Consider the following 25,441-nt stretch of genomic DNA (forward strand, 5'->3'; position numbering starts at 1 on the left):
TTTAGCTAACTTAATGTTAATTTTAAGACAAACAAAAGACCCCCTCCATTCGGAAGGGGCCCTGCGCTTTTATTGTGTCTGTGACGCTCCGGTCACCTGCTGAAGCTGGTTCAGCACATCCTGAAGCTCGTTCAGCTTGCTGCCGTAGCCTGCCCAGTCGCCGGATTTCTGCGCGTTCTGTGCGTCCTGGAACAGCTGGTTCGCCCGGATCGACAGATCCGCCGCGCTGGTCGCTGCGTTGTTGTTCGGCGTAGCGGTGGAGACGGCGGTATTGGCCGAAGCCGGCGCCTCACCCGCGTCGTAGTTGAAAATCTGGCCGAGGGCCTGGTTCAGCGAGTCTGCCATGACAATCTCATTCTGGTAGCTCACAATCACCTTTTTGACCTCTGGCAGGTTATTCTCGCCTGCGCTGGCCTGGATATAGATCGGTTCCACGTAGATGATGGCATCCTCAATGGGGATGGTCATCAGGTTGCCGCGCAGCACGGTGGAGCCCTGCTGGCTCAGCAGTGTCAGCTGCGGTGATATGGTGGTATTCTGATCGATCCGCTGCTCGATCTGCATGGGGCCGTAAACCAGCTGCTGTTTGGGGAACTGGTACAGCAGAAGCTGTCCGTAGTCCTCTCCGTCCGATACCCCGGCCAGCCAGGCAATCATGTTGTCCTTATTTCTGGGGGTAAAGGTGGTGGTCAGCATAAACTCGGTCTGGCGGTCCGGCAGCTTCATGATCGTATAGGACGAGTCAATGGGCACTTCTTCCTTGGACGCGCCAAAGAACTGCTTGGCGGTTTCCCACTGGTCCTCACGGTTGTAGAACACCTGCGGATTGCTCATATGGTAGGTTTTATAAATGTCGGACTGAATGTCAAACAGGGTCTTGGAATAGCGGATATGCTCCTTCAGCCCTGTTGGCATTTCGGAGACATCCTTGACCAGCCCCGGGAAAATCTTGCTGTAGGTTTCCAGCACTGGCTCGTCATCTACCTTGTAGAAACTCACATCACCGTTGTAGGCATCCACAACCACCTTCACCGGATTTTTGATGTAGTTCTTTCCAGTGGTCTGGTCATAGGGCTGGGAGTAGGGGTACTTGCTGCTCGTGGTAAACCCGTCCACAATCCAGTACTGCTTGCCGTCGGCCAGCACCATATACGGCTTGTTGTCATACTCTAAAAACGGCGCGATCTTGGACACGCGGTCCATCACATTCCGGTTGATCAGAATCTTGCTGTCTGAGGTGATCTCACTGGTCAGCAGCATTTCAGGCGATCCGTAGTACAGGGCAAAGGAGATCCGGTTGAGCAGTGACAGCTTAATGCCGCCGGTGCCTTCGTAGTAGGTTTCCTTGTTATCGTCCCCTTCCGGATAGTCAAATTCCGGATTGGCCGCGTTGGTCACCACATATTTGTAGTCGCCCTCGCCAAAGTAAACCCTCGGCTGTTCAATCTCAAGACTCTGGGTATCGGTTACTGGCGGAATATCCTTGACAATGAGCTCCGGCTGCCCCACTGAATTGGTTTTATTCACCGGCGACATGGCAACGCCGAAGCCGTGGGTATATTTCAGATGCTGGTTGACCCAGGTTTTTGCGTCCTCCGGCAGGGCTGAGTTTTCCATTTCGCGGGTTCCCAGAAACACCTGGGTGTATTTTCCGTCCACAAAGTAACGGTCCACATCCACGTCATAGAACTTGTAATAGTTTCGGATCCCCTGGAGGGAGTTGTACATATCCTTGGTCGGCTTCTGGTCATTGATGGGGATATTGCTGATGGTCGCCTCATTTTCCTGAATATCCTGGGCTGTAATGTCCTGGGTCGGTGAAAAATCCTTGATGGTCACCTTATCCAGCCCATAGGCTTTCTGCGTGCTGGCGATATTCTTTTCAATGTAGGGCGCTTCCTTGGTATACTGGTTCGGCACCACGGACAGGTACTCGTAAGCCGCCTGTCCCACGCCGCCCAGCAGAGCCACTACGATCAGCAGTACCGGGCCGGCCACCATCAACTTGTAATTCTTGCGGAAGCCTGCTATCACAGAGGTCACTGCCAGTACCAGGCACAGGGCGATCTTCACATAGAGCACCTTCATGCCAATGGTAATATCCGAGGCGCCTGCGCCGTAGACCATCCCGGTCCCGCCATAGAGCATTTCATAGCGGCTGATAAAGCTGCTGAAAGCCAGAAGCAGGAAGAAGATTCCCAAAAATACCCCGATCTGCTTGGACGCCAGGGTCAGGAAGGTGGTAAAAATATCCTTGGCCCCGCTTTTAAAATCGTCCATGTTCTGGGCTGTCTGAATCCGGAAATCCTTTTCCCGGTACATGACAAAAACCGTGTATAAAAGCGTCAGAATAACCATGCCGAAGAAGCAGGTCATCACCACTCCGTAAGCGCCCTTTAATAACGGCAGCGCAAAGAAGTAAAAGGACAGGTCCTTTCCAAACAGCGGGTCTGTTGACCCAAAATCTGTGGCGTTGGTAAACTGGAGTATCTCAGACCACAGGCTGTTGGCAATAAAGCCGGTGATCACAGCCGCCGCGACCACGGAGACCACCGCACCGATGGTTTTCTCCCGCTTTGTTCGCACGGCGTGGGTAATACCCAGATAACGTTCCGAAATCTTTTTTAAGAACCTCAGGTAGAAGAAGAGCAGCACCAGCAGCACCACAAACACGGGCACGCCGATCTGCGCCTTGGTGATCAGCTCCTTAAAAAAGACGTTGAGATAACCCATTTCACTAAACCAGAGATAGTCTACGTAAAAATGGTTGAGGGACAAAAGTATCGCGAGAATGGCCACCACGGCCACCACGACTGTCCAGAAGGCTTTTTTTCCTTTTTTCATTTTCCTTTTCCTTTAAATATAGAAGTTGTAGGATATTATACCACAGATTGCGTTCATCCACGGCCATCTTAACGAAATCTTTATGCTAGGCTTAATGGATTTAAGCTGTTTTGGCCGGCCTCGGGATAATCTTCCGGATCTTCACGGCAAACACGGCCACGGTGGTCACCACTGCGATAAAATCCGCGATGGGCTGTGCCAGAAAGACCCCGGTCATTCCCAGGCCGGTCACCCGGGGGATGATCAGAATCAGCGGAATCAGCAGGATCAGCTTGCGCAGCATGGCCAGAAAGACCGAGACCTTGGCCTGTCCCAATGAGAGAAAGGTCTGCTGGCACCCGGTCTGCAGCCCCATAATGCCAATGCACATCATAAAGATCCGGATCGCCCAGGCGGTCAGGCTGGAAAGCTGCGGATCTGTTGTAAATATAGCGATGACCAACTCCGGAAAAAATTCCACGATCGCCCAGATCAGCATGGACAGGGTAAAGCTGGCTGCGATCATCAGGTGATAGGCCTTGCGCACCCGGTCATAGTTTTTGGCCCCGTAATTGTAGGAAATAATGGGCTGCCCGCCCTGGGTCAGGCCCATGAGCGGCATGAGCCCCAGCTGGGAGATACTGCCGATGATGGTCATGGCGCCCACTGCCAGGTCTCCGCCATAAAACTGAAGCGATGCGTTCAAGGTAATGTTGAGCAGGCTCTCGGTGGACTGCATGATAAAGGGGGAAATTCCCAATGAGATAATGCCTACGACATATTCTTTTTTCAGGCGCATCCTTGACGGCTTTATTTTAATGATTGTTTTCTTCCCGGTTAAAAAGTGGAAAACCCAGATGGCCGACACGGCCTGGGAAAGAATGGTGGCCAGCGCCGCGCCCCGCACGCCCATTCCAAACACAAAAATAAAAACCGGATCCAGAATAATGTTCAGCACCGCGCCGATCAGCACGGTCAGCATACCGGTTTTCGCAAAGCCCTGTGTATTGATAAAGGAATTTAACCCCAGGGTGACCATTACAAAAATTGTCCCGCACAGGTAAATCGTCATGTACTGCAGCGCGTGCCCGATGGTGTTCTCACTGGCGCCAAAGGCCATGAGCAGCGGCCGCTGAAAGATCAGAAAAAAGGCGGTGAGCGCCACAGACAGAATCAGCAGCAGTGTCGCCGCGTTTCCCAGAATCCCTTCTGCGCTGTCCCGGTTCTTTTCTCCAAGATGGATGGCGGCCAGCGGCGCGCCCCCCATACCCACCATCGCCGCAAAGGCGGTGATCAGCATAATAATGGGAAAGGTAATGCCCACCCCAGTCAGGGCCATGGGACCAACCCCTTCTATATGGCCGATGTACATACGGTCCACAATGTTGTAAAGGGCATTGATCACCTGGGCCACAATGGCCGGCAGGGCCAGCTTAAACATCAGCCGGCCGACCGGCATGGTTCCAAGCTCTGTACTTCTTTCATTGTCCATAATTTAATTTTTTACCTCTTACTATTGAATTTCAAAGTCAAAATACGTATTGGGATAGGGCTCGTTACTCAGAGTAAAGTGCCACCACTCCTGAAAAAACGGCTCAAAACCGCAGGACAGCATCAGATATTTCAGCATCATCCGGTTACGGCTCTGAACAGCCGAAAGGTCTGTATAGCTGCTGTAGGAGCTTTCCTCAAAATAGTCGAAAAAGCCGCCCATGTCCAGCGCCTGCCCATCCCGCATATCCACCACGGTCAAATCCACGGTGCTGCCCCGTGTATGGGTCGATCGGGCGGCGATAAAGCCTTCGTCAAAGACCTCTGCTCTGGTTAAATCCGGGTAATGGCGGGCCTTGGTCTCACCGGTTTCCGGTCTGTCCTTCCACCTCAAAAAATGCTCCACAGCCCTTTGAGGGCGGTATCCGTCATATATCCGCAGGCAATATCCCTTGGTCATCAGCTTGCTCTGAGCCGTTTTCAGGGCCTGCGCTGTCTCCCTGGTTACCAGAATAATCGGGGCGTTGTAGCCTTCGATGCGTTCGCCTACAAAATTATCCCCAGAATAATACTTTACGTCTGTTTCAATGGTTGGTATATACTCCGCGATATCCACAAAATTGTCCGGACGTATTGTTACGAGTTCATACATAATCAATTCCTTATTTTTCAGAAATTTCGTGCTTTGACCACACATCCCACATCGTTTAATTGTACCCGATATCCGGCTTTTTGAAAAGGGGGTTCCTCTCTTGTCTCTGGTGATTCTATTTCTCTTTTTTATCCCATGCATTAAAAAGGAGCCCTGGTGGACTCCTGAATTTGTGATCATTTTTTATATTGCGCTTCATCCAGCTCCAGAACCCTGCAGCCATTGGCGAACACCTCGGCCTTTGTCAGGCCGCATGCCGTCAGATAGCTCAGCTCTTCTCTGGATGCCTGGCCGTGTATCACAAGTGAGGCGCCGGCGTCGCTGCCCAGAGCGATGGTCACGCCGGCCTCATGGGCCTTTCTTACCTGCAGCTTATGCTCGGTAAAATAGCGCTGCGAAACCTCCCGGTAGCGGGAAAGCGGGTGGCTTTCATCACAGCCTGCGATGTTGGCAAAGGGCGCCAGGGTCGGTATCCAGACAATGTCTTTTTCCCTCATGGCTGCAATGCAGTCCGCATCTATGCAATATCCATGCTCAATGGTATCCGCTCCGGCTTCAATGGCCATCATAATGCCTTTCGGCGTATTGACATGCACCATGGTCCGCAGTCCGGCGTCATGGGCCCGGTTAATCAGGTAGCGAAGCTCCTCGTCTGTAAATTCCAGACTGCCGGCCTCCCCAAAATGATCAAAGCTCATAATTCCCGACTGGATAATTTTAATGAAATCAGGTCTGCGCTTGAGCAGCTGATCCATTTTTTCGCGGCAGGAATTTAGATCGGTAATGGCCTCACCCAGAAAATCACCGTAATGGCCCGACTTGTACAGGGCTACCAGCGGCGTCCTGAAGATAATACCGGCATCCTCAGCGATCGGCTTAAAAGCGCTTCCCGCGCCGTAGGCGTCGCCCCCGTCGCGCAGCGCTTTGACATTGTACTTACAGTACCGCGTCGCCAATGACAGAAACCAGCCTTCTCGCTCCGGCGTATCCTCAGCCATCAATTCTTTTTTAAGCTTGCCAAAACCGCTTAAAGCGCAATGGATATGACAATCAATGACCATTTAAAGAAAAACCTTACTCAGCAATCGCTGCTTCGTACGCAGCTGCGTCCACTAAATCTTCAACGCCTTCGTCGTCTGTGATCTGAACTTTAACGATCCAGTTTGCATAAGCGTCTTCGTTAATGGCTTCTGGTTCATCGTCTAAATCTTCATTGGATTCCAGAACCTTAAAAGCAAACGGCGCTTCCAGCGGAGAAGCCTTCTTGCCGGATTCTACAACTGAGAATTCATCCCCGCGTTCAAATTCGTCATCTTCATCAGCCAGCTCTACGAATAAAATATCGCCCATTTTGTCCTGTGCAAAATCGGTAATACCGATGGTTGCTACGTTATCATCGATTGCAATCCAAAGGTGTTGTTCTTTGTCGTATTTTAATTCCTGTGGTACGTTCATGGTTTTTTCTCCTTAAATAATGTATATTTTGGTTTTAATATATCACGATAACGCCGTGAGTTCAAGTTAAAAAAGAACTCTCTTTTAAAAAAGGCTCTCTTTTTGAGAGAGCCTCATTCAATTATTTATGAACGGATTTTCCGTGCACGTCGTGCAGTGCTTCCATCAATGCTTCAGACAGTGATGGATGCGGATGAATAACATCGCCAACCTGTTCAGCGGTCAAGCCTAAATGCACAGCCAGGCTCAGCTCAGCCAGCAGGTCGGTTGCGTGCGGTCCGACAATGGACGCACCGACAATCACGTCGTTGTTATCCACAATAACTTTTACAAAGCCCTGGATCTTGCCGATGGCCTGCGCCTTGCCTAAAGCTCTGAAATCAAAGGTTCCAAGCTTGTACTCAATGCCCTTCTTTTCACAGTCTTTTTCCGTTAAACCAACGCCGGCAACCTCTGGTTCGGTGTATACACAGCGCGGTACCGCGGCATAGGCGACATGCTTGTCTGCGCCCATGGCGTTTTCAACAGCGACGATGCCTTCCTTGGAGGCAACGTGGGCCAGCTGGGCAGTGGCTACGATATCGCCGATGGCATAGACGCCAGGGGCAGAGGTTTCCATCTTATCGTTAACCGCAATGCGGCCGCGTTCGTCCACTTCAACACCGGCATCCTGTGCGCCTAAATTGTCCACAAAGCTTCGGCGTCCAATGGCCACCAGCATAATCTCAGCTTCAACGGACTTGCCGTTGGCTAAGGAAGCCTTTACGCCATTGTCAGAAACTTCAACCTCAGCCACACCGACACCGGTGTGTACCTTGATCTTGTCTTTTTTAAACTGGCGCAGGAGCTGCTTGGAAACATCCTTATCTTCGTTTGGAAGAATCTGTTCCAGCGCTTCTACAATGGTTACCTTTGTCCCCATACGGCTCAGGAACTGGCCGATTTCGCAGCCGATAACCCCGCCGCCGACGATGATCATGGATTCCGGCGCTTTTTCCAGATCCAGCACTTCGTCGGAAGTAATGACTTTTTTGCCGTCATATTTGAACATTCCCGGGCTCACCGGAACAGAACCGGTGGCCAGAATAATTTTGTCGGTTTTGACGGTTTCGGTGGATCCGTCTTCCTTGGTAACCTCAACGGTATTTTTATCGACGATTTTACCCGTCCCCTTGATCAGGTTGACCTTATTTTCTTCAAACAGGAAATGAATGCCCTTGATCAGGCCGTCTTTTACTTTATTTTTACGGTCTACAACGGCTTTGTAATCAACCGTGACCGTACCATCAATGTTAATACCAAAATCCTTGGCGCTTTCAACAGTTTCCAGAACATCGGAAGCGGCCAGAAAAGCCTTTGTTGGAATACAGCCGCGGTTTAAACAGGTACCGCCGACTTCGTCTTTTTCAATACAGGTGACTTCCGCACCCAGTTTTGCAGCCATGATGGCAGCTTCATAACCGCCAGGGCCTGCACCTATTACAGTAATTCTCATTTGTCTACTACTCCTATAAACCAGCTACATCCAGAATTTTCGGTACGTTTTCTTCTGCGCCGATGGCCATAATATGCGCGCCGTCGCATACGCCTTCTTCCTTCAGCTGAGCCACAAATTCGCCGGCAATCTTGATGCCTTCAGCCGCTTTGTCTTCAGCTTCGGTCAAACGTTCGATTAAAGCATCCGGTACAGAGATACCCGGTACGCTGCGGTTCATGAATTTTGCCATACCGGCAGATTTAAGCGGAATGATCCCTGCCAGAACATAGCAGTCCATGTCCTTGGTCAGTTCTTTAAATTCACGCATTACTTCGATATCGAATACGCCCTGTGTCTGGAAGAACTTAGCGCCGGCTTTGATTTTATTGCGCATTTTAATCAGCTGTACTTCAACCGGATCAAAGACAGGGGTCACACAGGCGCCCAGATAAAAATCCGGAGAGCCCTGTAATTCGTTGCCTGCCAAATCCTGGCCGCTCATCAGCACTTCAGCCGTCTGAAGAATGGATACAGAGTCCATTTCAAATACCGGCTTAGCTTCAGGGTTATCACCAGTAGTGGTGTGGTCACCGGTTAAGGCCAGCATGTTTTTAATGCCGAAATGGCCTGCGGATAACATTTCACCCTGGATGGCGATACGGTTACGGTCACGGCCGGTCATCTGTAAGATGGGTTCAAGACCCTTTCTTTCCAGTTCAACACACATGGCCAGTGAAGAAGCCTTAACAGCCGCAGACTGGAAGTCTGTTACGTTAACGCCCTGTACACGGCCCTTTAACAGGTCAGCAATCTCTAAAATATGGCTGAAATCAGTCCCTTTTGGTGGTGCCATTTCTGCAGTAATCGCAAATTTACCGGCTTCTAATGTCTGTTGTAATAAACTGCTCATCTTATTCACCATCCTTTTCCTGATCTCTTAAATTAATGGTTCTTGGGTATGCAACCTTTTTATAGCCGCGTAATGGCTGAATTTCTTCGAGTAATTCTTCTTTACCCTGTTCTTTTAATTTTTTATAGATTTCAATCCATGCGCAGTCATTTTCAGGAATAACTTCGCATTTACCGTCTCTGGAGCCACCACAGGCGCCGTTTAATAAAGACTTGCCACAGCGGGTAATCGGGCAGATTGCCGCGGTTCTGCCAAGTACACAGTCCCCGCAGGTCTTACACATTTCTTCAAAGATACCATTGCGGACGGTTTCGCCGACAAACATGGTGTCATTGGCCGGGTAGGTTTCCTTTTTAACGCCCTTGGCAACCGTCTGGACACCATCGCCACATGCCATACACAGAACAGCGTCGGCATCGCCCAGTTCGCCTTTGATTTCCTTTAATTCTTTTTTGTTTAAAAGCACATTACAGGAAGTTGTTAAAACCTTGGTTGCCAGAACTTCTTTGCCTTCGGCTTCCAATGCAGCTTTCATGGCTTCAACTTCTTCTTCTCCACCGGTTTTACAAACTGTTGCACATTCAGAGCAACCGGTGATGACCACTTTCTTTGCGTCCTTTAAATATTCTAATACATCTTCAAAAGATTTCTTTTGAGAAATAATCATTTTTACTTCCTCCGTCTATATTTAATCCGCCCGGAGAGATGTTTCTCCCGGGCTTATTTTACATTCCTATAAATTATTCTGCTGCTTGCAGGCTTTGATGACATGCTGTGCCAGCAGAGCCGTGGTGATTGGGCCAGTTCCGCCGCCACAGCCAGGTGTGGCAGAGGTGATCATCGCAACCTTATCCAGGCAGTCGACGTGGGCATCACCTGTACGGATTTTTTTGCCTTCTTCATTCAATACAAATTCGCCGTTTTCGTCTTTCATCTGAGACATTGCAACGTCAACCAGGATACAGTTTTCGCTTAGCATATCCGGCTTAACCAGGCCATAGATGCCGGCAGCGGTAACAACAATATCGGCTTTCTTTGTGTAAGACGGTGTGTCTTTTGTAAACACGTGACACATGGTAACCGTTGCGAACTCATTGGTCAGCATAATGGCCAGCGGTTTTCCAAGAACATTTGAGTTATTGATGATGACGACATCTTTGCCCTTAACATCAATTTCGTAGTGCTTCAGGAGTTCCATAACGCCTTCTGCTGTACATGGGAAGAAGCCTCTTTCATCTGCGATCATTAATTTACCAAGGTTTGTCGGATTTAAGGCATCCGGATCTTTTTCCGGGCTTAAGATATATTTGATTTCTTCTTCGTCCAGCTGTTCCGGAAGCGGTTTGAAGATTAAAACTGCATGAATGTTTTTATCATCATTAAGCGTTTTTAATTTTGATACAAAATCAGCCTGTGTTACATCTTCAGGAAATTCCACAGATTCGACTTCAATGCTCGATTTTCCCATTCTGGTGATGATGCTCTTTTCATAAGAAATGGAACCCGGATCTGCTCCAACACGCATAATTGCCAGCTTCGGCTGAACGCCTCCGGCAATCAGGGATTTTGCATCCTCCAGAACCTTAGCTAACATGGACTCACTTACTTCTTTACCACTTAATAATTTTGCTGCCATAATTTTCTCCTGAATTTATTTTTTTAATTTAAGTTTTAGGACAACTGTTTTTCCACTTCAGCATAAACAGTGTCGCAAATCGCAATACCATCTTCAAGCATTGGCTTCAGCTCATTTTCAACGGAAGCCACATAGTCTCTGTCCTGCATGGTTTTAATATTGATTAAAACATTCAGCCAGCCGCTGATCATCGCTGCGCGCAGGCATTGTACGCCAACACCAACGTCAGAAATAGCCAAAGCAGACCCCTTGTGAACAAGTTCTTCGTGAAGCTTAATGCTCTTATAGCATACACGAACAATCTCAATGGGTACGCCGCAGGCTACCTTTGTACATTCTTCCATTACTTCTGCCTTATGTGCCTTCTGTTCTTCCGTTTCTGTTGGAAGGCTGTAGGCCTTGGCCAGAGGCGCGAAATTTTCGGCATCCTGATCAATCATCGCCATCAGCTGATCCTGCAGCGCCTGTGCTTCGCCAAGAATTCTCTGGATATCTTCTTCATATTCAGCATATTTTTTCTTACCGGTGGTCAGATTGCCGACCATTCCTGCGAGTGCCGTGCCAATGGCGCCAACCAGTGCCGCTGCACCGCCGCCGCCAGGAACAGCGCTTTTACTGTAAAGTACTTCGACAAATTCTGTACATTTTTTGTCTGCGATTCCCATAGTGTTTCCTCTCAAAATTTTTGATCTTCATTAAGGCTCGCATTTTCCAAGAATATTTTACCTGAAAATGCGAATGGGGAGGAGTCGAACCCCTCCCCCAGACTGCCATGATGCAAAAGCAGTCAAATCAACTATTTAATTATTTCTTTCCGTTTTCTTAGAATAAGCCAGAAATTACGCCGTTTTCATCAACGTCGATACGTTCAGCCGCTGGTTCTTTTGGCAAACCAGGCATCTTCATGATTTCACCGGTTAAGCATACGATAAAGCCTGCCCCAGCGGAGATACTCGCCTGACGAACAGTGATTCTGAAGCCAGTCGGGCGGCCCAGTTTTGTCTGGTCATCCGTTAAGGAGTACTGTGTCTTAGCCATACATACTGGTACTTTATCAAAGCCCAGTTTGGTTAATTTTGCAATTTCAGCGTCCGCTTCCGGAGTGTAGTCTACACCGTCAGCGCCGTAAATCTTAGTAGCGATGGCATTGATCTTATCCTTGATGCTCATGTCATCTTCATAAGAGAACTGGAAGCTGTTTTCGCCTTCTTCACAGAGACGGATAACTTCGTTGGCAACCGCCACACCGCCTTCGCCGCCTTTTGCCCATACTTCGGACAGTGCAACGTTAACGCCAAGCGCTCTACATTTATCTTCTACTAATTGTAATTCTGCTTCAGTATCTAACGGGAAGCGGTTGATCGCAACAACTGCAGGTAATTTGTATACCTGAGTAATGTTTTCAACATGTTTTAACAGGTTTGGAAGACCAGCTTCCAGAGCTTCCAGATTTTCGTTATTCAATTCATCCTTTGGAACACCACCGTTATATTTCAGTGCTCTTACCGTTGCTACGATAATAACAGCGTCTGGTTTCAAACCAGCCATACGGCATTTAATATCCAGGAATTTTTCTGCGCCTAAGTCTGCGCCGAAGCCAGCTTCAGTTACAACATAGTCTGAAGCGAAATGCATTGCCATCTTTGTAGCGATTACAGAGTTGCAGCCATGAGCGATGTTTGCAAATGGTCCGCCGTGTACAAAAGAAGGAGTTCCTTCCAGTGTCTGTACCAGATTTGGTTTCAAAGCATCCTTTAATAGAGCAGCCATAGCTCCGTTGGCTTTTAACTGGCCAGCGGTTACTGGTTCATCATCGTAAGTATAGCCGACAATGATACGGCCCATTCTATCTTTCAAGTCAACGATGTCGCTTGCCAGACAGAAGGCTGCCATAATTTCAGAAGCAACTGTAATGTCAAAACCATCCTGACGGACTGCACCATCACCTTTTTTACCTAGACCATCGACGATGTTACGCAACTGACGGTCGTTCATGTCAACACAGCGTCTCCAGGTAATTCTCTTAGGATCAATGTTTAATTCATTTCCCTGTTGAATGTGATTATCAAGCATTGCAGCTAAAAGGTTGTTTGCTGCACCGATTGCATGGAAGTCACCTGTGAAATGGAGGTTAATATCTTCCATTGGAACAACCTGAGCGTAACCGCCGCCGGCAGCGCCGCCCTTAACACCAAAAACTGGTCCTAAGGAAGGTTCTCTTAAAGCAACGAGTGTGTTTTTGCCCAATTTAGAAAGAGCATCTGCAACACCGATCGTTGTTGTCGTTTTCCCTTCACCAGCAGGAGTCGGATTGATTGCAGTTGTTAAGATTAATCTTGCTTTCTTTCCGGTTTCCCGTTTTAACAAATTATAATCGACTTTAGCTTTATATTTACCATATAATTCTAAGTCATCCTCTGTTAAACCCAACTTGGCAGCAATCTCACGAATGTCTTGTGGTTTAGCTTCCTGTGCAATTTCGATGTCTGATTTGAAACCCATTTTTAAATCCTCCAATACTTTGATAAATTTTTAACATTTCTTACTTCATATTCTAAAGCATTTTACGAAAAAAATCAAACATAAAGTAAGATAAATTTTGTTTTTTTTAAGGCTGTTTAGCGTTTACACTTGTATATTCCTGTATTACCTGTATATTCATATATATACAAATTCACAATGAAATATATGATTTTACAATTATTTACATAAAATTTTTAATTGTATATTCATGTATTTATATGTAAATAGTTGTATATACAGATTTGGCTAAAAAAAGAATTCTTCGACCAACCATATTTTTAAATACGCTTAATCTCATTTCCATATTCACATTCCCGTCAGCGCCTCTACCATTTCCCCTAGTATTAAGACTTGACGTTTACAATCTGCCCGCCGATTATGTCTGGGTATTATTATAATAATATGCCACTTCCTGTTTATGGTTAAATGATACCATGTAAAAAAAGGCTTGTCAATGCTTTTATGTCAATATTTTAAAATAAATTGCCATTAGATTGATAGATAAATATCAAACAAACTTATCGTAAATTTTTCATGAAAACGATTCTTGCAGAAAAAAATTAAAAGAGACAAATCGACAAATCACAGCCCGCCAATGTTGTCTCTCTTAACTAAGAAATGTTATATACTTAAAATTCATCAAGTATCAGCACAATTAAAAAGTAGGTTGGGTTGAAAGATTATTTAGCCTGAACTGGACCAATCTTACCCTGTCTGAAAGCCTTGCTGTATTTTCTGCAAAGTCTGTCGTTGCCTAATAAAGCTTCAGTTGAATAGATAGCGCCCATCATATCGCGGCTCGTTGGATCCATAACTGCTGAATCCATACCAACAAACATAGATAAGGTCATGAAATTCTGGTTCATTAATTTTCTGGCTGGTAAGCCGAAAGAAATATTACTTAAGCCTGAGGTAATATGAATGTCCGGATAAATCTCTCTGATTCCTTCGATTTCTGCTTTGAAGTTTAAGAAAGAATGGTTTTCTGTTGATAAAGCCATTACGCATGGGTCAATATGAATTCTGTTTGGTGTCAGATTATGCTTTTTAGCTTCTTCAACCATCATTTTTGTCAATTCAACTTTCTTTTCAACGGTGTTTGGAATACCTGCATTGTCACAGGTCATCGCAACCAGTTCCCATGTTGGGTCTGCATCGTCAAATAATGGTAAAAGAACGTCCATTTTGTTGCCTTCGCCGGAAACAGAGTTTACCAGACCTGGTTTTTTACATAATGGAAAAACAGCTTTTAAAATTTCAGGGTCCGGGCTGTCGATACACAGTGGTGTTTCAACGGCTTCCTGCACAATGTCCATCATCCATTTTAAAGATTCCAGTTCAATTTCTGGAGCTGTACCAGCACATACGTCGATGTAGGTAGCACCAGCTTCTGCCTGAGCAATCGCTCTGTCTCTAATGAATGCTTCGTCTTTTTCTTCAATGGCTTTTTTAACCACTGGAATCGCACCGTTCAGTTTTTCTCCAATAATAATCATCATAATCCTCCTCTGACAGCGTTTACTTCGCCGCTACTCAAATAAATGTACATACAAGTCTTACCTGTATATACAGATATATCATATACATAGAGTACCACGTTCAGAAACCGTTGTCAATATTTTTTCACAAATTGTTTAAAATTTTACCCTTTCTTCCTGAACCCCTGATTTTTCTTATTGCAAATTTAAGGAATCTGTATTGTAAAATCAGCTATGAAAGCGTATAATTAAAACGATTAAAGACGATGTTTACCTGTATATACATAATTTTCAATATAAAACAAAGGAGATTTATCATGCGCGTATTGTTCCCATTACTTGAGGAAGAAATAGAAGTGAACCAGGACAGTTTGGTTTCTGATGTTTGTGCTTCCATCGGACTGCCCTTAAACCTTGTCTGCGGCGGAAAGGGACGCTGTAAAAAATGCCTGGTTAATGTGAAGGAAAAGGGTGAAATGAAAGAGGTGCTGGCCTGTCAGTACTCTGTCTCTGACGGAATGGAAATCTATGCATCCCGCGAACAGGCGGCCAGTCAGATCCTTGAGACCTCATCCAACAGCGATCTGCCCTTTAATCCCATTGTAAAATGCTATTCACTAAACTATTCTGAACTTGTTACACCCATGTGTACTTATGATCTGGACGTTCTGCGTAAGCTCATACCTCAGACTCTTGATACACCAGACTATTCTGTTTTAAAACATTTTTCAGAAGTCTATTTTTTAAAGGGTTATGAAAAACTTCACGTAATCGTCTCGGGTAACAAAATAATTGATTTCATTCCTTCCAATGAAGCAGAAAAGCCAATTTATGGCATTGCCTTTGACATTGGCACCACCTCTGTCGTCGGCTATCTCTATGATATCACCAGCGGCTGCCTGCTGAACCAGCACTCCATGCTCAACAAGCAGATCGCGTTTGGTGGCGATGTTATCAGCCGTATTGACTATGCCGGCGAAGGGCCGGAAAGCCTGCACAAAATTCATGAAGCCATCATGGACACTCTGGCTGAAATCGTCACTCAGGTATGCAAAAAAGCATCCGTCGATACAAACGATGTTTACCAGACCGTTTACTGTGGAAACAGTACCATGGCCCATCTATTCCTGGAACTCAATCCAAAGCATCTCGGTCTGGCACCTTTCCTTGGTTTTTGTAAAGACGCTGTGTCTCTCAAGGGTATGGACACACCGCTTCCGGTCAACCCCAAGGGCACGGTTACCTTTATGCCTTTACTCGGCGGTTTTGTGGGAGCAGATACCACAGCGGTTCTTTTAGGCCTGCCACGCGATAAAAAAATGCGGCTTATGATTGACCTCGGTACAAATGGCGAGATTGCTGTCGGAAACTGTGACAAATATTATGTCGCCTCCACCGCCTGCGGCCCGGCTCTGGAAGGAGCAGGTCTGACCATGGGAATGCGCGGCACCACCGGCGCTATCGAAAAGGTCGGCTGTGAAAACGGCAGAATCACTTATTCTGTCATCGGTAAAACTGCCCCTCAGGGCTTCTGCGGCTCCGGTATTGTCGATGCCATCGCCATGCTGTTCCGCGAAGGGCTCATTGCCAAACGGGGTAATTTCATCAAAGGTGATGCTTTAGACGCCCATCCCATGAAAAACCGTTTTGGCGTGGATGAAAATAACCAGCGGCATTTTAAAATTGTCACTGCCAGTGAGAATCCAGAGGGCAAAGACATTATTATTACACAAAAAGACGTCCGTGCGGTCCAGCTCGCAAAGGCCGCTATCTACACTGGCTGCTGCCTGCTCTCGGAAAATTACGGCATTAAGGGCAGTGACCTTGAAGAGATCGTCATTGCCGGCGCCTTCGGAAATTATATTGATGTCCACAATGCTCAGTTTATCGGATTACTGCCTAAAATCGAGGGTGTTCCGGTGCGCTCTATCGGCAACGGCGCAGGTACCGGCGCACAGCTATACTTACTCTCGGAGGAAGAAGCGGATATCTGCAATGCTATTCCCACCATTACCACCCATATCGAGCTGGCCACCGATCCAAAATTTGTCGATACCTATATGATGAACACCATGTTTGGGGATAACGTGATGATTTAGCTTCATCTAAAAAAAGACGAAGCACGCTTAGCTTTGTCTTTTTATTTTAGTTCGGTTTTCTCTTTTCAGCCGCTTCCGAGATCCCGGCAATGATTTCATCGATTCCTTTTTGGTAATCCTCCAGTGTTTCCTTCCAGTGCATCATACACTCTACGCCTGCAGGCGTAATGGAAAAAACGCGTTTTCCCATATTTTCATTATCGGCAATGTCGATATGTGAAACGATGAGCCCCTGCTGTTCCATATTTTTAAGGGTTCTGTAAAGACCCGAAGCATCTGGCTTCTTATCCTTCCACAGATAAGTTCCGGAAAGTTTTGATAAAATGCTGTAGCCATGATCGTCTTGTTCTGACAAAACGGTCAGGATCACAGGCTGTATAAAACGGGTCAGGGTACCTCCTTTACAGGCACACACTCTTTTAATACTTTTCATTCGATTCCCCCATTATTGGATTAAGTCTTATGCTTGTTAATATGAGTATACGCCATTTTCAAATTTTTGTAAAGGTCCGCTGCATCAAAAAAGCCCCGGAGACTCCGGGACTTTTATAAAATCAGTTTATGGCCTTATTATCCATAATATAGGACGCTACTGCATCTGTGGTGATGACCAGTGTTTGTGTATACTGGTTTTCAAGTTGTTTTTCTCTTAGTTCCTGCTTGTCAAATTTGGATATTGTCAGTGTCTGTTCAGGCAGCGTACTGACACTGGTCAGGCTGCTGAGCCTTCCCATCTCTCTGAAGAACAGGAAACCAAAAAGACTAAACATGATAATGGCCACCAAAGCCAGTGTTGCATAAAACGGACGTGTTTTCTTTACGGGTTTTGTTTCCATTAAAATGCCCCCCTTTCAATCATTAATGTATATATCCAAAATGATTGCTTTTATTCACAGAGGGTATTTATCTACTCGCCTGATAGAGTATTTGCCAGACGGGCAAAATCTTCTCCTGTCAGGGTTTCTCCACGCACACCCGGGGCTATGCCGCATTTTTCCAATGCTGCCAGCAATTGTTTCTTTGGGTAGTCGGTATTCATTTGCAGGCCGTTGATCAATGTCTTTCTTCTGTTTAAAAACGAAGCCTTTACGATCTGGAAAAAAAGCTTTTTATCCGTCACTTGAATCACCGGCGCTGTCCTCTTTTTAAGTGTCACGACAATGGAATCTACCTTTGGTCTTGGCATAAACACTGCTGCCGGCACATAAAAGCTGACCTCTGTTTCGGCGTAAAACTGTGCCGCAATGGTCAACGAACCGTAGGCCTTTGTTCCTGGCTCTGCACAAAGCCGCTCCCCCACTTCCTTCTGGATCATAAAGGTCATCTGCTCAATGGGCAGATCGGATTCCAGAAATCCCATAATAATGGGGGTGGTCACGTAATATGGCAGGTTTGCGACGATTTTTAAAGGTTTTTCCTGCAAATTGGTCTGAAGCAGTCCAGCGATATCCGTTTTTAAAATATCGCCCTGGATAATCTCCACATTGTCGCAGTCTTCCAGGGTTTCAGCCAGAACCGGTATTAATTTTTTATCTATTTCGACAGAATAGACCTTATCGGCCGCTTCGGCCAATACCTGAGTCATGGTGCCGATCCCCGGCCCTACTTCCAATACGGTATCGGTTTTGTGTACATTGCCGGCTTCGACAATTTTCCGAACAATATTCTCATCAATCAGAAAGTTTTGTCCATAGCGTTTGTTGAAATGCAGGTCATATTTATTTAAGATCCCCTCAATTACCCTTGGGGAGGTCAGTTTCTCCATGTGTTTCTCTTTCCAGCCAGGCCAGAAGCCTGTCTTTCTTATTTTCTTCGGGGTATTTATAAACTCTTTTTAAGAGCTGCTCAAGACCCGCTTTAATGGCCCCGCCCTGATAGCCGATCTCGGTCAGATCTTTTCCGTTAACGGCCAGCTCCCTTAAAGACATGGGCTCGTGGTTTGCGACGATACGCCGGTATACACGCTGATTCTGTTCCGCTGTCTTTTTAATTGAAGCGTCGCCATCCCAATAAGCCAGTCCATCCTGAAAATCCAGAAAATCTCCGGCGTTTTCCATACCGATATCGGCCAGTGCCTCCTTAAAGGCGGCAATATCCTGGCTATCGGCCAGCACATGATGGCAATAGCGGTAGGCCAGCTGCTTTTCTTTATTGGAATAACGCATTTCTCTGAGAAAAACTTTCCGCTCCTCCGGCAACATATTCAGGAGAAGCGCCGCCAGTCTGAGGGGCAGCTTTTTGGGCAGGTAGCCCATAATTTCAAATCCGTCGATAAGGTAGTCCTCACACCGATTCCAGTAATCCGGAACCATACGGTTCAGCAAGTCGCCCAAAAGTTCGGTTTTTATGAGCAGATATCCTCCCCAGGCCACCTTCTCACACAGCATGATCCGGCTGAGCTCCTCACGTATTCTCTCAATGCTCACACCGGTAGTATCCGGATCATCGCGAATCGCACTGCGGGTCTGCTCATCCAGCTCCATACGCTTCTCAGCTGCTAGACGGATACAGCGCCACTTCCTCAGGCGGTCTTCTTCAAATCGCTGTCGGGGATTGCCGATACAGCGCACCATACCTTTTTTGATATCCCCGAGGCCGCCAACATAATCAAAAATACAGCCGTGCTCATCCATTAGCAATCCATTAATGGTGAAGTCACGGCGGCTGACATCTTCCTTTACATCATCGGTAAACAGCACCTCGTCGGGATGACGGCCATCCGCATAGCTGGCCTCTTGGCGAAAAGTGGTAATCTCATAAATTTTCTCGTCGATAATGACGCCGATGGTCCCAAAGTGCTTACCGACGATAACCGTATGCTCAAACCAGCTCTCCACCTCGTCCGGCAGGGCATCGGTCGTAAAATCATAGTCACTCGGAGTTTGCCCGAGGAGCATATCCCGGACGGCTCCCCCTACAATATAAAGCTGTTTATGGTGTTCCCTGAAAACTTGAAACAGGGCTTCAATTGCTTTTTCCATTACATTTTATTCTTTACGATGGTCAGAATATCAGTGGTATGATCCACCATATAGGTGGGATTGCAGCGCTCCAGGGCTTTGGGCGTGTTGTAGCCCCATTTTACTGCCACCACATCCACTCCGGCCCGGTGACAGGACTCGATATCTCTGGTTTCGTCGCCTACGTAAAGCAGTTCCTCCTTCTTAAGATCATATTTCTTAAGAACTTTTTTTATTTTCTTTTCCTTTGATAAAAGCGCTGAGCACATAATAAAGTCAATATCATTCTCCAGCCGGTAATGCCTTAAAAAGGACTGAACGGTTTTTTCGATATTGGAGGTCAGTATACCCCGGTACTCGGTCATCTGGGAGAGATCATCCATAAAGGTTTTTATTTCGGGATAAAAGGCCCGGATATCCTCCATGGTGGCCCGCATCCGCTTCTGTCCCTCGCTGAGCACTCTGGGCAGTTTATAGAAAGGGATATCCACAATTTCCATAATTTCCTTAATATGCAGATTTTTTATATGCTGCAGCTCTTCTTTTGTGATTTTTCGATATTTGTACTTTTCAGCCATATCGTTGTATATATTAAAGGTTTTTTCCTCTGTATCGGCCAAAGTACCGTCAAAATCAAAAACCACACATTTATAAGCCATCCTGTTCTCCTTATGTTTATCCGGCCTTCTTTACCTCATTTTTTATAGGTCTCACGATACATCGACTTGTCGTCAAGCATTTTCTTTTTAAGCTTGTCATCAAAAAAGTAGTAGTCGATGGAGGTATCCTGCCGGGCGCGGTTCATGGCGGCGTCGGCAAAGCGCTGCAGATCTTCTTTATTCTGCGCATTTTCCGGATATTTTGCCACGCCGATCTGGCCGCCTATTATAAAGGTCATTCCCTCTACAACGCAGGGCTCGTTGAGACATTCGATAATCTCAATACAAATCGGTTCAATCTTTTCTCTGGCGTTTCGGTTTGGCAGAAAAAGCACCAGCAAATCATCATTATGACGGGCCAGCAGACCATAATGCCCTACGCGGTCACTCAGCTGGTCGCACACCTGTTTAACTACCTGATCTCCAACCTCATAGCCGTACAGATCATTGATTTCATAATAATTCGTCAGTGATATGTTAAGCAGAGCCATATGCTTTCCAGGCTTTCCGGCATTTTTGGCAAAATAGCGGCTGAGTACCTGACGCAGCTTCAGACGGCTTGCCAGACCGGTAATGGGTTCATGGTAGGCCAGGTATTCAAACTTATTGCGGTATTCCACACCTTCAGATACATCCAGCCCCACACTGACACAGACCCGCCGGTTATCAAAATAGGGCAGCTCCCTCGTGTTCCAGTAAATCCATCGCGTTCTGCCTTCCTTATCACGGAGATCAAGGGGCTTCCGGTAATTTTTGTCGATGCTGGTGCGGCGCTGACCAAGGCGGCCGAAGATTTCTTCCGCCGGCCGGCCGATAAGAGCTTCTCTCGATTGGCCGGTCAGCTCCTCAATAAAGGGATTGACTTCAAGAATTTTATTGTCTTCATCCGTTGTCAATACCAGCATGTCCGAGTTATCCATTATGGCCTTAGAAAACTGACTCTGAAAATCCAGATTATCTCTGAGTTCCTTTTCTTCCGAAATATTCTGGACAATGCCAATGGTGGAGAGATGCTCATTTTTGCTGGAAAAGGTGTGCCGGATACGGATGATCACGTCTATGATTTCATTTTTCGTATTTATAATGCGGTGATGGATATCCACTGTTTCCTGATTCTGGAACGCATCCAGAAAAGCCTTGGTGACGCGTTCCTGGTCAGCCGGATAAACCATTTTAAACATAATATCCAGATTTGGCTTAACCGTGTTAATTTCATAGCCCAGAATATGGTAAAGCTCTCTGGACCAGACGATCTCCTTATTCTGGTGGTTTAACTCCCAATAGCCCATGCGGGCGATATGCTCGATTTCCAAAAGCTTGCTCGCCTGCTCTTCAATATAGGTTTCGCGTTCCTGAAGGTTCTTTTCATCTCTGGCCACAATGCCATAGTATACCCTTTCGCTGAAAACAAAACGGTGAATTTCTACTGAAAAGGGAGTGACAGACCGGTCCGCCATATAATATTTTACAGAAAGCGTATAGGTGCTGCCCAAATCAAAGTTAAGCCGCATATTCGTTTTATGGTCTTCATAATTGAAGTCTGTATGAAACCGCTGATAATTTTTGCCGACAATCTTATCAGCCGAGCGTCCGTAGTATTCCTCAAGCTTTTTATTGACGCGCAGGATCGTGCCCTTTTCGTCCAGAAGAATCACGCAATCCGACACCATGTTGAGCATGGTCCGGATCAGATCCACATCCAGACGGTAGCGTTCCTTCTGCTCAAGGTTTTCTTTCTTCAAACGATAGTTATAGTAGAAAAAGCCCGTTACAATTACAGCTATGATCAACAGCCAGAGGCTGATATTGCCGATCAGGTTGAATATTAAAAATGTATCCATAAAATCTTCCTCGATTTTCTGTACTCATGCACCAATCCAAACTCTCTTTATCTATTTTGCACCATCATTCACTATTTTTCAATATAAAACTGAGTTGCCTTAGGGATTTTATGATAAAATAATAATAACCTGAGTATACCATACTCAAAAAAGATTAAATTTTCCTAAGAATATTGACCTTTTATAAAATAAATGTTATTATATCAGCACATTACTTTATTGCACTACCGCAATAAATCACCGGAGGAAAGCAATGCTAGAAAATTACACGATCGATGGCTTTGAGAACATCCAGTATCAGGGCTATCCCGCGCTGCAGAAAATAGAGAATAACCTGGGACGGCTTTTTGAGCTGTACGGCTATCATCCTATATCAACACCGACTTTTGAGGCCTATGACCTGTACGCTGCCGAGGATTCCATTGCCAGCGACGATTTATTCAAGCTGGTCAACCACCAGGGAAAGGTGCTCGCCCTTAAACCCGACGCCACTCTGGCTGTTACCCGTATGGCGGCCATCAATCATCACGACCCCGACGAGATTATCAAGTTCTCATATTTGACCAATATTTACCGCGGCTTCGCCTCACCGGAAAGCGTCAAAAAAGAAATGACTCAGATGGGCGTTGAATATTTTGGAAACAACAGCCCTGAGTGCGACGGCGAAATCATCGCGCTGGCCATTGAATCCCTTCTGTCAAACGGTATTGAAGACGTCCATATTGACCTCGGGCATGTTGGCTTTATCAACCACCTGATGGATGAGCTGGCTCTCAGCGCTAAGGAAAAAGCCCAGTTGTTTAAATACATCGAAAATAAAAACATTGGCGATCTCGGTGAATTTCTAAACCGAAAAAATCTTGATGATAAAATCGCAGCGATTATTTTAAAATTACCCAAACTTTATGGAGAACCACAGCAGGTTTTTGAAAAAATGGAGGCGCTCTGCATAAATGACGCTATGAAATGTGTGGTGGATAAACTAAAGGCCATTTATCATCATCTCGAGGTGACAGGCTACGCCAGGTACATTTCCTTTGATTTAGGTTTTACTAATCAGATGAACTACTATTCGGATCTTATCTTTAAGGGTTATATCAACAACTGGGGTGAGCCAGTGATCAACGGCGGCCGTTACAACCATTTGTCCGAAAAATTCGGCATTTCCCGTCCCGCCTGCGGCTTTGGCGTTGATTTGCTTAAAATGATGGAATATATGGAGCAGTACCATCTGCTGCCCCAAACCGAAAAACGCAAAACCGTCATCCTCTATGATCCGGCGGACAAATGTGAAGGGTACAAAAACGCAGATACCCTACGCCAGAAGGGGCAGCCAACCGAGCTGTTTATGGTCAAGACGACCCCTGAGGAATGCGTCGCTGCCCTCGCCCAGAATGTGCTCTACCAGGATGCACGCTATTATCTGGTCCGCGGCCATAGGGCCTACCGCTTTACAGGACAGAGTTTTGACGCCATTGACAGTATTATTGAAGCAGAGGTGAACTAAGATGCAGATACGTTTAGCTTTAGCCAAGGGCCGAGTGGCCAGAAAGGCCATCGACCTTTTACAAAAAATCGGATATATTTTTGAGGACTATGACGAAAAAAGCCGAAAGCTCATTTTTCAGGACACCACCGGCGCCATCGAGTTTTTCCTGGTAAAATCCCCTGACGTCCCCACCTATGTGGAAAAAGGCGCGGCGGATATCGGCATTGTGGGCCGGGACGTTTTAATGGAGCATCCGGCCAACGTCTACGAGCTCTTGAATCTGGACATCGGCCAGTGCAAAATGTGCGTTGCCGGCTTTAAGGACTCCAAGCCCCAGTTTGGCAAAAAGCTGGTGGTGGGAACAAAGTACCCGGCCATTGCCAAAAATTATTTTAACGGCAAGGACGAGCCTGTCGATCTGATCAAAATCAACGGTTCTGTGGAGCTGGCCCCGCTTTTAGGCCTGTCAGACTGCATTGTCGATATTGTGGAAAGCGGCAGCACCCTGCGTGAAAACGGCCTGGTGGTGCTGGAGGAAATCTGCGACATCAGCTCACGGCTCATTGTCAACAAAGTCAGCCTGAAAACCAAGGGCGCCATGATTGACCCGATTATTGAAAGGTTTGAAGCCAACCTTTCGATCAATTAAGGAGAATCCCCATGAAAACTTACACCTATAATGAAAGCATTGATAATCTCGACACACTGCTCAAGCGTGACGAGGGCGAAAACCAGGAAATCCGCAGCCGGGTTCTGGAAATCATTGATACTGTCAAAGCCCGGGGCGACGCGGCGCTCATAGACTACACTGAAAAATTTGACGGCTGCCGCCTGGAAGCCCTGCGCGTTACCGACACTGAAATCCAGGAAGCCTTTGAGCTGGTGGGACCGGAAATGGCCGCTATTATTGAAGAAGCGGCAGGAAATATCCGCGCTTTTCATGAAAAACAAAAGGAAGAAACCTGGATGTACAATCCCGGTCCGGGCATTACCCTCGGGCAGCACATCACACCGCTGGAGAGGGTCGGTCTTTATGTGCCCGGCGGTAAAGCCGCCTATCCCTCCACCGTGCTGATGGACAGCATCCCGGCCATTGTCGCCGGTGTCGATTCCCTGGTCATGGTAACCCCGCCCGGCAGGGATGGAAAGATCAATCCGAACATTCTGGCTGCTGCCAGAATTGCCGGTGTTCATGAAATCTACAAGGTGGGCGGCGCGCAGGCCATCGCCGCGCTGGCCTATGGAACTGAAAGCATAACGCCTGTGAATAAAATTGTAGGCCCTGGAAATATTTATGTGGCTACCGCCAAGAAAGAAGTTTTTGGCAAAGTCGCCATCGATATGATCGCAGGCCCCAGCGAGGTATTGATCCTGGCTGATGGAACGGCCAATCCCGTTTACGCTGCCGCTGACCTGCTCTCGCAGGCCGAGCATGATGAAATGGCCATGCCGATTCTGGTCACCACCGACGCCGCTTTTGGCGAAAAAGTTGTCAGCGAGGTTTACCACCAGATTGAGGCTGACCTGGGGCGTAAGGAAATCGCCCGCAAATCGGTGGACAACTACGGCTTTGTTTTTGTGGCAGAAAATCTGGACCAGGCCTTTGAGCTCTCCAACGCCATCGCGCCGGAGCATATGGAAATACTTCTGCCTGAGCCCATGCAGTATCTGGAACGTGTCCGCAACGCAGGCGCCATCTTTCTGGGAAGTTATACCCCTGAGCCGCTTGGAGATTACTTTGCAGGGCCAAACCACACACTGCCCACCTCCGGTACCGCTAAATTCTCATCACCCCTTGGCGTCTATGATTTCATGAAAAAATCCAGTATACTCTCCTATTCCGAGGAAGCCTTGGAAAAGGTTTATACAAAAATCGCTGCCTTTGCCCGCTCCGAAGGGCTTGACGCCCATGCAAAATCCGTTGAGCGCCGCTATGAAAACAAGTAAA

Annotated in this window: 22 protein-coding genes; 4 read left to right on the plus strand and 18 right to left on the minus strand. The window is 46.8% G+C overall.

Translation table 11 applies throughout. From position 1 onward, the window contains the following. Window positions 1–69 precede the first annotated feature (69 nt). The 12 genes from I2B62_RS17905 to I2B62_RS17960 form a co-directional block, all read right to left on the minus strand. Window positions 70–2,844: a UPF0182 family protein gene (locus tag I2B62_RS17905; RefSeq protein WP_195270402.1), complete on the minus strand. Its 2,775-nt coding sequence runs from the start codon at window positions 2,842–2,844 to the stop codon at window positions 70–72. Window positions 2,845–2,944: 100 nt separating this feature from the next. Further along, complete coding sequence (locus tag I2B62_RS17910) at window positions 2,945–4,315, minus strand: MATE family efflux transporter (protein WP_195270403.1); 1,371 nt, start codon at window positions 4,313–4,315, stop codon at window positions 2,945–2,947. Window positions 4,316–4,336: 21 nt separating this feature from the next. After that, a complete protein-coding gene (locus I2B62_RS17915; protein WP_195270404.1) occupies window positions 4,337–4,966 on the minus strand; it encodes a M15 family metallopeptidase in 630 nt (209 codons plus the stop codon). A 176-nt stretch (window positions 4,967–5,142) separates the two neighbouring features. Continuing rightward, on the minus strand, window positions 5,143–6,027 hold the full coding sequence (locus I2B62_RS17920) for an amidohydrolase family protein (protein WP_195270405.1): 885 nt from the start codon (window positions 6,025–6,027) through the stop codon (window positions 5,143–5,145). 13 nt (window positions 6,028–6,040) lie between these two features. Then, entirely contained in the window at window positions 6,041–6,421 is a 381-nt protein-coding gene (gcvH, locus tag I2B62_RS17925) for a glycine cleavage system protein GcvH (RefSeq protein ID WP_195270406.1), read from the minus strand. A 121-nt stretch (window positions 6,422–6,542) separates the two neighbouring features. Next, the gene (gene lpdA, locus I2B62_RS17930) at window positions 6,543–7,916 is read right to left on the minus strand and encodes a dihydrolipoyl dehydrogenase (RefSeq protein WP_195270407.1); all 1,374 of its coding nucleotides are present in this window, start codon (window positions 7,914–7,916) and stop codon (window positions 6,543–6,545) included. 13 nt (window positions 7,917–7,929) lie between these two features. After that, window positions 7,930–8,808 (minus strand): methylenetetrahydrofolate reductase, encoded by an 879-nt coding sequence (locus I2B62_RS17935; RefSeq protein WP_243259597.1) that lies wholly within the window; start codon window positions 8,806–8,808, stop codon window positions 7,930–7,932. A gap of 1 nt (window position 8,809) precedes the next feature. Continuing rightward, the gene (locus I2B62_RS17940) at window positions 8,810–9,475 is read right to left on the minus strand and encodes a methylenetetrahydrofolate reductase C-terminal domain-containing protein (protein WP_013378714.1); all 666 of its coding nucleotides are present in this window, start codon (window positions 9,473–9,475) and stop codon (window positions 8,810–8,812) included. A gap of 66 nt (window positions 9,476–9,541) precedes the next feature. After that, complete coding sequence (locus tag I2B62_RS17945; RefSeq protein WP_195270409.1) at window positions 9,542–10,444, minus strand: bifunctional 5,10-methylenetetrahydrofolate dehydrogenase/5,10-methenyltetrahydrofolate cyclohydrolase; 903 nt, start codon at window positions 10,442–10,444, stop codon at window positions 9,542–9,544. Window positions 10,445–10,479: 35 nt separating this feature from the next. Continuing rightward, window positions 10,480–11,109: a cyclodeaminase/cyclohydrolase family protein gene (locus tag I2B62_RS17950; protein WP_195270410.1), complete on the minus strand. Its 630-nt coding sequence runs from the start codon at window positions 11,107–11,109 to the stop codon at window positions 10,480–10,482. 157 nt (window positions 11,110–11,266) lie between these two features. Beyond that, window positions 11,267–12,946: a formate--tetrahydrofolate ligase gene (locus I2B62_RS17955; protein ID WP_195270411.1), complete on the minus strand. Its 1,680-nt coding sequence runs from the start codon at window positions 12,944–12,946 to the stop codon at window positions 11,267–11,269. A 701-nt stretch (window positions 12,947–13,647) separates the two neighbouring features. Then, window positions 13,648–14,463, minus strand: a complete 816-nt coding sequence (locus I2B62_RS17960) for a methyltetrahydrofolate cobalamin methyltransferase (protein ID WP_195270504.1) — start codon at window positions 14,461–14,463, stop codon at window positions 13,648–13,650. A gap of 299 nt (window positions 14,464–14,762) precedes the next feature. On the opposite strand from I2B62_RS17960, the gene I2B62_RS17965 reads away from it, so the two are divergent. After that, window positions 14,763–16,544 carry an ASKHA domain-containing protein gene (locus I2B62_RS17965; RefSeq protein ID WP_195270412.1) on the plus strand — a complete coding sequence of 594 codons (1,782 nt, stop codon included), beginning with the start codon at window positions 14,763–14,765 and terminating at the stop codon, window positions 16,542–16,544. Between the two features lie 46 nt (window positions 16,545–16,590). Here the strand turns inward: I2B62_RS17965 and I2B62_RS17970 are convergent, their stop codons facing one another. The 6 genes from I2B62_RS17970 to I2B62_RS17995 all read right to left on the minus strand — a co-directional run bounded on the left by I2B62_RS17970 (window position 16,591) and on the right by I2B62_RS17995 (window position 22,004). Next, window positions 16,591–16,977 (minus strand): PadR family transcriptional regulator, encoded by a 387-nt coding sequence (locus tag I2B62_RS17970; RefSeq protein ID WP_195270413.1) that lies wholly within the window; start codon window positions 16,975–16,977, stop codon window positions 16,591–16,593. A 121-nt stretch (window positions 16,978–17,098) separates the two neighbouring features. Further along, window positions 17,099–17,380: a hypothetical protein gene (locus I2B62_RS17975; RefSeq protein WP_195270414.1), complete on the minus strand. Its 282-nt coding sequence runs from the start codon at window positions 17,378–17,380 to the stop codon at window positions 17,099–17,101. Between the two features lie 71 nt (window positions 17,381–17,451). Continuing rightward, on the minus strand, window positions 17,452–18,309 hold the full coding sequence (gene rsmA, locus I2B62_RS17980) for a 16S rRNA (adenine(1518)-N(6)/adenine(1519)-N(6))-dimethyltransferase RsmA (RefSeq protein ID WP_195270415.1): 858 nt from the start codon (window positions 18,307–18,309) through the stop codon (window positions 17,452–17,454). Further along, on the minus strand, window positions 18,278–19,525 hold the full coding sequence (locus tag I2B62_RS17985) for a hypothetical protein (protein ID WP_195270416.1): 1,248 nt from the start codon (window positions 19,523–19,525) through the stop codon (window positions 18,278–18,280). Before I2B62_RS17985 ends, rsmA begins: the two co-directional genes overlap by 32 nt. Next, on the minus strand, window positions 19,525–20,163 hold the full coding sequence (locus I2B62_RS17990; RefSeq protein WP_195270417.1) for an HAD-IA family hydrolase: 639 nt from the start codon (window positions 20,161–20,163) through the stop codon (window positions 19,525–19,527). Before I2B62_RS17990 ends, I2B62_RS17985 begins: the two co-directional genes overlap by 1 nt. Before the next feature lie 35 nt (window positions 20,164–20,198). Continuing rightward, window positions 20,199–22,004, minus strand: coding sequence for a PAS domain S-box protein (locus I2B62_RS17995; protein ID WP_195270418.1), 1,806 nt, complete (start codon window positions 22,002–22,004; stop codon window positions 20,199–20,201). Window positions 22,005–22,257: 253 nt separating this feature from the next. Between I2B62_RS17995 and I2B62_RS18000 the strand changes: the two genes are divergently transcribed. The 3 genes from I2B62_RS18000 to hisD are packed head-to-tail and all read left to right on the plus strand — an operon-like array spanning window position 22,258 to window position 25,440. Then, complete coding sequence (locus tag I2B62_RS18000) at window positions 22,258–23,511, plus strand: ATP phosphoribosyltransferase regulatory subunit (RefSeq protein ID WP_195270419.1); 1,254 nt, start codon at window positions 22,258–22,260, stop codon at window positions 23,509–23,511. A gap of 1 nt (window position 23,512) precedes the next feature. Beyond that, window positions 23,513–24,142, plus strand: coding sequence for an ATP phosphoribosyltransferase (gene hisG / locus I2B62_RS18005; RefSeq protein ID WP_195270420.1), 630 nt, complete (start codon window positions 23,513–23,515; stop codon window positions 24,140–24,142). Window positions 24,143–24,153: 11 nt separating this feature from the next. Then, window positions 24,154–25,440, plus strand: a complete 1,287-nt coding sequence (gene hisD / locus I2B62_RS18010) for a histidinol dehydrogenase (RefSeq protein ID WP_195270421.1) — start codon at window positions 24,154–24,156, stop codon at window positions 25,438–25,440. Window position 25,441: the final 1 nt, after the last annotated feature.

Source organism: Eubacterium sp. 1001713B170207_170306_E7, assembly GCF_015547515.1.
In the GTDB taxonomy this organism is placed as follows: Bacteria; Bacillota; Clostridia; order Eubacteriales; family Eubacteriaceae; genus Eubacterium.